General features: G+C 57.8%; 8 protein-coding genes. All 8 read right to left on the bottom strand.

Translation table 11 applies throughout. From position 1 onward, the window contains the following. Positions 1 to 1,066: 1,066 nt before the first annotated feature. Entirely contained in the window at positions 1,067 to 2,098 is a 1,032-nt protein-coding gene (locus ACTHND_RS17860; protein ID WP_440179329.1) for a sulfate/molybdate ABC transporter ATP-binding protein, read from the bottom strand. Position 2,099: 1 nt separating this feature from the next. After that, positions 2,100 to 2,945: a sulfate ABC transporter permease subunit CysW gene (gene cysW, locus ACTHND_RS17855; RefSeq protein WP_440179328.1), complete on the bottom strand. Its 846-nt coding sequence runs from the start codon at positions 2,943 to 2,945 to the stop codon at positions 2,100 to 2,102. Next, a complete protein-coding gene (gene cysT / locus ACTHND_RS17850; protein ID WP_440179327.1) occupies positions 2,942 to 3,835 on the bottom strand; it encodes a sulfate ABC transporter permease subunit CysT in 894 nt (297 codons plus the stop codon). The genes cysW and cysT overlap by 4 nt, the downstream gene beginning before the upstream one ends. A 146-nt stretch (positions 3,836 to 3,981) precedes the next feature. Continuing rightward, positions 3,982 to 5,016, bottom strand: a complete 1,035-nt coding sequence (locus ACTHND_RS17845; protein WP_440179326.1) for a sulfate ABC transporter substrate-binding protein — start codon at positions 5,014 to 5,016, stop codon at positions 3,982 to 3,984. A gap of 88 nt (positions 5,017 to 5,104) precedes the next feature. Then, complete coding sequence (locus tag ACTHND_RS17840) at positions 5,105 to 6,484, bottom strand: OprO/OprP family phosphate-selective porin (RefSeq protein WP_440179325.1); 1,380 nt, start codon at positions 6,482 to 6,484, stop codon at positions 5,105 to 5,107. Positions 6,485 to 6,575: 91 nt separating this feature from the next. Beyond that, on the bottom strand, positions 6,576 to 6,785 hold the full coding sequence (locus tag ACTHND_RS17835; protein WP_440179324.1) for a YezD family protein: 210 nt from the start codon (positions 6,783 to 6,785) through the stop codon (positions 6,576 to 6,578). Positions 6,786 to 6,831: 46 nt separating this feature from the next. Further along, on the bottom strand, positions 6,832 to 7,251 hold the full coding sequence (locus ACTHND_RS17830; RefSeq protein WP_440179323.1) for an RrF2 family transcriptional regulator: 420 nt from the start codon (positions 7,249 to 7,251) through the stop codon (positions 6,832 to 6,834). A 327-nt stretch (positions 7,252 to 7,578) separates the two neighbouring features. Further along, entirely contained in the window at positions 7,579 to 7,740 is a 162-nt protein-coding gene (locus ACTHND_RS17825) for a cobaltochelatase CobT-related protein (RefSeq protein ID WP_440179322.1), read from the bottom strand. Positions 7,741 to 7,993 lie beyond the last annotated feature (253 nt).

Below are 7,993 nucleotides of genomic sequence, written 5' to 3'. Positions count from 1 at the left end.
TCAGACTACGAATCTGAGGGTCAGGAGTTCGAATCTCTTCGAGTGCGCCATTCAAATCAATGACTTAGACGAAAAAAGCGGTGCAATTGCACCGCTTTTTTCGTCTGTAAACCGCTGTAAAAACATGTTGAATTTGCGGTATTATATTGCTGCATCAGGAAATTGTTCTTTTCTATCAATTGAGTAACTGGGTGGCAATAGTCTGAGGCTCACGGGCTGTGCAAAGAGCATATAGACCCGTATAGACATATTGGGGAAATGCAACGCGTTCGCAACGGACAATGACGGCAAATTCATTGGTATCTTGTTCAGCTTCGATCCGAAGGACCGGCCTAAGCTCGCTGAGGCCGAAGGCGCCGGCAAGGGGTACGACGCCACGACCGTCACCGTCATTAATGAAGAGCGGCGCCGACGCAAAGTCCTAACCTATTTGGCTACAGCGGACCGCATTGACGATGCACTCAAGCTCTATACGTGGTACAAGGAACATGCACTTTTGGGCATGCAAGGAGCATCGGCTCCCAACTGAATACCTTGCCACATTTATCGAACCGGTCGTTGCGATCGAAGATCTGAACACGGCGCGCGCACAGCGAGAGCGGACACGATCCGAGGATGGGGGGCAAAAAGGTTAGCCATACAAACTGGGCCTGCTTCCCGATAGGGGAAGCCTATAGAACTCAGCGGCCCATTTTCTCGCCTATCGGAACGAATGCGAGGCCTTAGCGGCCGATAGCAGGTTGATCGTCCGATCAGCAGCACACGATAGTCGTATATTCATTGGCGATACCCAACAAGCAATCCCTTGTTTCAGGTAGTAGCGTAATGGAAATTGGAAGCTTCGGACATGACGGGTTCTCCGCCGCCCCTCCCATTTCAACTCGCTGATGCATGGTCCGGACCATAGCGCACACGGCGCGCTATGGGGCCAAATTACCGACATGTGCGGTTTATGCCGAGCGTATAAAGCGGACGTGGTCACGCTGTTCAGAAGCTGGCCCCAATCGATTGGACATTAACACGAATGAACACGTTTGAACCATTTTCCTCCCTTCGGGCAAACTCATCAGTATATGAAGACCTTTTGCGGCCGCAGTCTCAACCGGTCGCCGTGGGCGTATGTCAAGGCTGGATTACGTGGCTGTTCGGTTTCGAACAGTTCGCCGGCATCGCCTTTTAGTTCAAGGCGTAAGGCGCTGCCTGCCGCGAGGATGGCGTTCACTTTCACAGGAATGCCGGGTCCATCCGGGCTTAACGCGGTCTCGAACGGGCGAAAACGGGCGATATAATCCCCGTCGCCGCCTGGTGCGTTGGCGAGAGGGGCCTCGAAACTGTCGAAGATGGCCCTGCCGGCTTGCACCCGGCATGGCAATTTATTGGCTGAGCCAAGGAAGTCGAAGACGAAGGCGGATGCGGGAGCGTCGAATATTTCCAGAGGCGTGCCGATCTGTTCGACTTTGCCGGCTTTTAAAACCACGACGCGGTCGGCGAGATCGAGCGCCTCTTCCTGATCGTGGGTCACGAATATGGTGGTGACGCCGGTCTCAAGGTGGATGCGTTTGAGCCAGCGGCGCAAATCTTTACGCACCAAGGCATCAAGCGCGCCGAAGGGTTCGTCGAGCAGCAGGATGCGCGGATTGATGGCCAGGGCGCGGGCCAGGGCCACCCGTTGCCGCTGGCCGCCGGACAGTTGCGACGGATAGCGTTTGCCGAGGTCCTCCATCTGCATCAGTTTGAGCAGGCGCTCCACCGTTGCCTTTATTTCGGCCTTGGACGGACGCTCCTTTGCCGGACGGACATTGAGGCCGAAGGCGATGTTCTGCGCCACGGTCATGTGGCGGAACAGGGCGTAGGACTGGAAGACCATGCCAATGCGGCGGTCGCGCGGATTGAGCTTGAGGTAATCCTCGCCCTCGAAGGTGATGCCGCCGCTGCTGGGTGTATCCAGCCCGGCCAGCAGGCGCAGAAGGGTGGTCTTGCCGGAGCCGGACGGGCCGAGCAGGGCGATGAACTCGCCGGATTTCGCTTCGAAGGTAACGTCCTTGAGCGCCGGGAAGTTGGTAAAGGTCTTGTTGATGTTGGTGATTATGAGCGACATGTCAGTGTCTCCGTGAGGCGGCGAGTTCACCCGCAAAGCGCCATTCCAGAAGGGTTTTTAGGACGAGAGTGACGATGGCTAGGCCGGCCAGAATGGAAGCGGCAGCGAAGGCGCCGATGGTGTCGTACTGGTTGTAGGTAATCTCGATATAGAGCGGCAGGGTGTCGGTCAGGCCGCGAATGTGGCCTGAAACCACCGACACGGCGCCGAATTCACCCATGGCCCGCGCTGTACACAAAAGCACGCCATAGAGCAGGGCCCACTTGATGTTGGGCAGGGTGACGCGGAAGAATATATCCCAGCCACGGGCGCCGAGCGTTCGCGCCGCTACTTCCTCATCCGTGCCCTGGTCCTCCATCAGGGGGATCAGTTCGCGGGCGATGAAGGGCAGGGTAACGAGCACGGTGGCCAGCACCAAACCGGGCAGGGCGAAGACGATCTTGATGTCATGATCGCGCAGCAGGAAGCCGAACCAGCCCTGTGCCCCAAAGAGCAGTATCCACACCAGGCCGGAAATGACCGGCGAGATAGAAAACGGCAGGTCGAGGACGGAAAGCAGCAGGCTTTTTCCCTTGAACTCGAAGCGGGTGATGCACCAGGCAGCGCAGATGCCGAACACGGCGTTGAGCGGCACGGCGATAGCGGCGACAAGCAGGGTCAGCCCTACGGCGGCCTTGGCGTCGTCGGTTTGCAGGGCGGCGAGATAGGGCGGCAAGCCTTGCGAGAAGGCGGTGACCAGCACATTGATCAGCGGCAGCAGGATGATGAAGCCGAGCCACAACAGGGTAAAGGTGAGCAGAGCGAAAGACCCGATGGTCCGGGGGGAGCGAGCGGCCTTGGCGGTCATTTGGCGCTCCCGATGTTAGCAAAGAAGCGCTGGGCGATATTGAGGCACAGCAGGATGATCAGCGAAATGGCCAGCATGATGATGCCGACCGCGGCTGCACCGGCATAATCATATTCCTGCAGCTTGATCACGATCAGCAGTGGGGCGATTTCTGAGATATAGGGCATGTTGCCGGCGATGAAGATGACCGAGCCATATTCGCCGACGCCGCGCGCCAGGGCCAGCGAGAAGCCGGTGACGAGCGAGGGCATCAGGGCGGGCAGGATCACCCGTAGGGTGGTTTGTACGGCGTGGGCGCCCAGGATCTCGGCGGCTTCCTCTATCTCGGCCTCGAACTCCGCAAGCACCGGCTGGACACTGCGCACCACGAAAGGCAGACCGATAAAGGTCAGGGCCAGGAAGATGCCGATGGGGGTATAGGCAATCATGAGCCCGAACGGCTCGGTCAGCGAACCGACCCAGCCATTGACGGCGTAAAGCGCGGACAGGGCGATACCGGCCACGGCGGTCGGCAGGGCGAAGGGCAGGTCGATCAAGGCGTCGAGCAGCTTGCGACCAAGGAAGTTATAACGGGTCAGCGACCAGGCAACGATCAGTCCGGCAAAAACATTGACGACCGCGGCGGCAAGAGCGGTGATAAAGCTGAGCCACAGGGCATGAAGAACCCGTTCGTCTGTCAGGACAAACAGGAAGCCCTGCAGGCCATGTTCCCACGGACGGGCGATCAGCGCCGCCAGTGGAATAATCACGATCACGCTGAGGAAAAACAACGTAATGCCCAGGGTGATCTTGAAGCCCGGCAGCACATGGGTGGTGCCAGTGGCCGGGTGGGGCGCCTGAAAATGGTCGGGTATGACCGGTTCGGTCGCGGTGTCGGGTTGTCCCGTCATGAGGTTACCTGTCAGGTTAAGGGGAAAAGCCTGGCAATCAAGTATTGATCAGGAATTGGTGGCAAATGGACGAGACGCTGCCGTAGGCGCGGCAGCGTCTCGTTTTTGGCCATCACCGGGAAATTACATCCTGGTGACGGCTATGGTCATTTCCGCGTGATCTGGTCGAATACGCCGCCGTAATCGAACTGTTCTTTCTGGACCTTCTTCCAGCCACCGAAATCCTTGATGGTGACAAGTGGGATGTTCGGGAAGGTGCCGGCATACTTAGCCAGGATCGCCGGATTGGACGGGCGATAATAGTTCCGGGCGATGATGTCCTGGGCTTCGTCGCTGTAGAGGTAGGTGAGATACTCTTTTGCGGCGGCCAGGTTGCCCTTCTTGGCGGCATTCTTGTCGACCACGGCGACCGGCGGTTCAGCCAGGATCGAGATCGACGGATAGACGATGTCGAACTTGCCCTTGCCAAGCTGGTTGACGGCCAGCCAGGCTTCGTTTTCCCAGGCGATCAGCACCTCGCCGACGCCGCGTTCGACGAAGGTGACGGTCGAGCCGCGGGCGCCGGTATCGAGCACCGGCACGCGGTTGAACAGGTTGGTCAGAAATTCCCTGGCCAGTGCGTCAGTGCCCCAGCGCTTCCTGGCGTAGGCATAGGCGGCCAGATAGTTCCAGCGCGCGCCGCCCGAGGTCTTCGGGTTCGGCGTGATGACCAAAACGTCGAGACGGATCAGGTCATCCCAGTCCTTGATCTTCTTCGGATTGCCCTTGCGGACCAGGAAGACGATGGTTGAGGCGTAGGGCGTCGAATTTTTTGGAAAACGGCCTTGCCAGTTGGCGGGCAGAAGCCCGGCCTTCTGCGAGATAGAGTCGATATCGGCGGCGAGCGCCAGGGTGACGACATCGGCCGGGCTGCCGTCAATCACCGAGCGCGCCTGGGCGCCGGAACCACCATGGGACTGGCGGATAGTGATGTCTTCGCCGGTCGTCGCCTTCCAGTGTTTGGCAAAAGCGACATTGTAGGCGGCATACAGTTCGCGGGTCGGATCATAGGAGACGTTGAGCAGTTCGCGCGTCTTGGCGAGGGCGGGGCCAGCCAGGGTGAGCGCGCCGGAGGCCAGGAGACTGGCGCCGCCGAGCAGGCCGGTCAGCAAGGTTCTGCGTTCTGGGTTTTTGAAAGACATGTCGATGTTCCTTCGTTTGGCGCTGGCCGAATCCCCATTCGGCCAGATTGCCTCAATTGATGTAAAAAACGATAAGTGGGCTTTGGGCCTAGTAGCGGAACTGGATGCGGCCGGAGGTGAACGCTTCCTTGCGGCGGTCTGCACCGGCGGCGGCGCCACCCTCGAATTCGGTCGCGTCGTAGTCAGCCAGCAGCTTCAGGTTTTCGCTCCAGTACCAGCCGATGCCGAAGCCGGTGGAGGTGGCCTTCTGCGCGGCGGAGGAAGCCGAAGCGAAGCCGCCGGCAAAGGCGTTGGGGTCGATTTCGGTATAGCCATAGCGGGTGGTCAGTTCGATAGCGCCCCAAGTGCGGTTCTTCAGGCTGAAGTCCTTGGCGGGCTTGACACCGCCCTTGTAATTGACGTTCTCGCCGGTGATCACCCACGAGGCCGAAACGTCGAGCGCCTTGTTTTCCAGTTCGGCTGTGGCGGTTGGCGAGGCGACGTCCTGTCTCACGGTTACATAATCGGCAAGGAGGCCAAAGTTGTTGAGATAGAACCATGCCTGCGGGTTTGAACGTGTTTCCTTGCCGTTGGAATAGACGCCGGTGCCGTACTTGAAGAAGGTCTGCTGGCCGGGGGTCTTGTAGCTGCCAAGCTGGGTATCGGTGGCGTTGCCGAGGTGCTTGCCATCCGAGCCGGCATAGCCGATGCCGAAGCCTTGCAGGAATACGACGCTTGAATTGAGGAAGGGCTGGGCGAAGACGCGATAGACGACATCCTTCTCGTTATCGAGGTCGTTGTTCAGGTTGACGCCATCGGTGGCGCCGTTGAACATGCCGACCTGATATTCGACGGCATTATCAAGCAGGGTGCCGAAAACCTGGTAGCCGACATCGCGGTTCGGCACGAGGTTGGTCGAGTGGCCGCGTTCGGTCCAGATGACGTCCGCATCCGATTGCAGGCGCTCAAGGCCGAGCGGCGACTTGAACTTGCCGCCGCGGAACTGCACGGCGTCGGAAAACTTGTATTCGATATAGGCGTCGACGATTGAAGCGGCGGCCGAGGACGAACCGCCCAGTTCTGGCGTGAAGCGGAAAGAGGCGTTGCCGGCGCGGCCCGTAAAGGTGGGACGAACGAGGCGGTCGACGACTTCATCACGCAGGGAACCGCCATCACTGCTGAAGCTGTGGACGTCGACATTGACCTGGGCGTTCAGGCCAAAGCTGTATTTGCCATCGGCCGAGGTGAAGGACAGGCCTTTTTTGTCGAGTGTGGCGACCGGCGTCTTGGCGGCGGCAGAGGTGGCGATTTCCTGGTCCAGTTCGCGCTGGCGCTTCAGGGTGTCCAACTCCTGTTCGAGGCGAGCGATGCGCTCGTCAGCGGTCAGGGTGCTGGTATCGGTCGGGGCAGAGTCCTGCGCAAAGGCAGGCGTGAAGGCGAGGGCGGCGGCAAGTGCGCCGAGGCTTAGGGTGATGTGAAAGGTTCGCATGAGGATGACTCCGTGTGGGGTGCATCACTTCCGGTAGTCCGGTCAGCGAAATATGATTTTTATGAGTAGGTTAAGCTTGTAACTTTAGATATTAGGACAGGCTCTCGTTGAGGGCCTTTCCCTTGGCGTCGAAACGCAGTTTTTCACTGCGTTCGATCTGCACGACCCGCGAGTCGTGAATGACGATTTCCAGGGAACCGAAACGGATCTGCTGGAGGCTGGTCAGGATCTGGCGTTCGACCTCGGTCAGGCCGGACGCGTTGAAGTCTGCGCGCACGGGGGCGCTGGACGGTACACTCATGGTGGTCCTCGTCAGAAAAATTTATGGAAGAGTTTAAGAGGAAATCTTAAAGCGAAGGATCGGATACAAGATCCTGCAAACATCGCTTGTCGAGCACGCCCGACATGGCGTTGCGGACATCGAGCATCAGGTGACGCAGCCGGCAGGCGGCTTCATCGCGGCAATCCTCGCATTTCTGATAGGCGGTCAGGCTGGCGCAACGTATAGGCGCCAGAGGGCCGTCGATAATGCGGATGATATCCCCCAGAAAGATGTCGCTGGCGCTTTTGGCCAGGAAATAGCCCCCGAAAATACCGCGCTTCGAATCAACAATGCCGTTCTGGCGCAACTCCTGAAGAATATTGTCGAGGAATTTCTGCGGAATGTCCTCTGCCTCGGCAATCTGCTTGCTGGGCAGCATGGGCTTGTCCATCTGTGCCATGTGAATAAGCGCTTTCAGAGCGTATTTGGCTTTCATGGATAGCATGTGTTGCCTCTCCTGAAGCGAGCTTCGGTTGTGGGCTTAAGGCGTAAAAGTAAATCTATACTAAGTCAATGGCAATTAATCTAAACTTATCGGATAGAGATATTGGCCATGCCCGGTGACTGTCCGCTTTGCCAGCCGAGCTTTTAAGCTCAATTTCCCCTTTTGGAAGGCCCCCCCTTTTAAAAGCGGCCGATGTCGGCTTGGGGCGTTGGGGAGAAATAAGGGGCGAGCGTCTTTAGGGCGTAAGCTAAGGCGGCGGCTTCTGGACGCTAAACTCCTCAACTAGATTCTACCATTGCCGAATTAGCCGCTCTGCTTTTTTGCCGATTAGGACGCTACCAACTCATGCGGACGAAGAGCGACAATCCCATCGCGGCAGTAAGAGGTGACATCGTGACCAATCCCAATGGCCGATAAGCGCATCTCACCCTCGGTCTCGATTTCACCGACAACAGACTTAAGATGCCGCGACAAATTGAGCGTGCTCATGATTTGAACTGACAGATCTGTATTGCAAGATAAACTACGAGGCACCGATGCGTCGCTAACTGAAAAATTTACGATTTAATAGAGTACTGCCCTGAAAATGCAGACAAAAATCTCAGACTACGAATCTGAGGGTCAGGAGTTCGAATCTCTTCGAGTGCGCCATTCAAATCAATGACTTAGACGAAAAAAGCGGTGCAATTGCACCGCTTTTTTCGTCTGTAAACCGCTGTAAAAACATGTTGAATTTGCGGTA

The sequence above is a fragment of the Asticcacaulis sp. genome (genome assembly GCF_051954415.1).
Taxonomy (GTDB): domain Bacteria; phylum Pseudomonadota; class Alphaproteobacteria; order Caulobacterales; family Caulobacteraceae; genus Asticcacaulis.
Note: the sequence above shows the minus strand (reverse complement) of the source record. Positions and strands in the feature narration are given on the sequence as shown.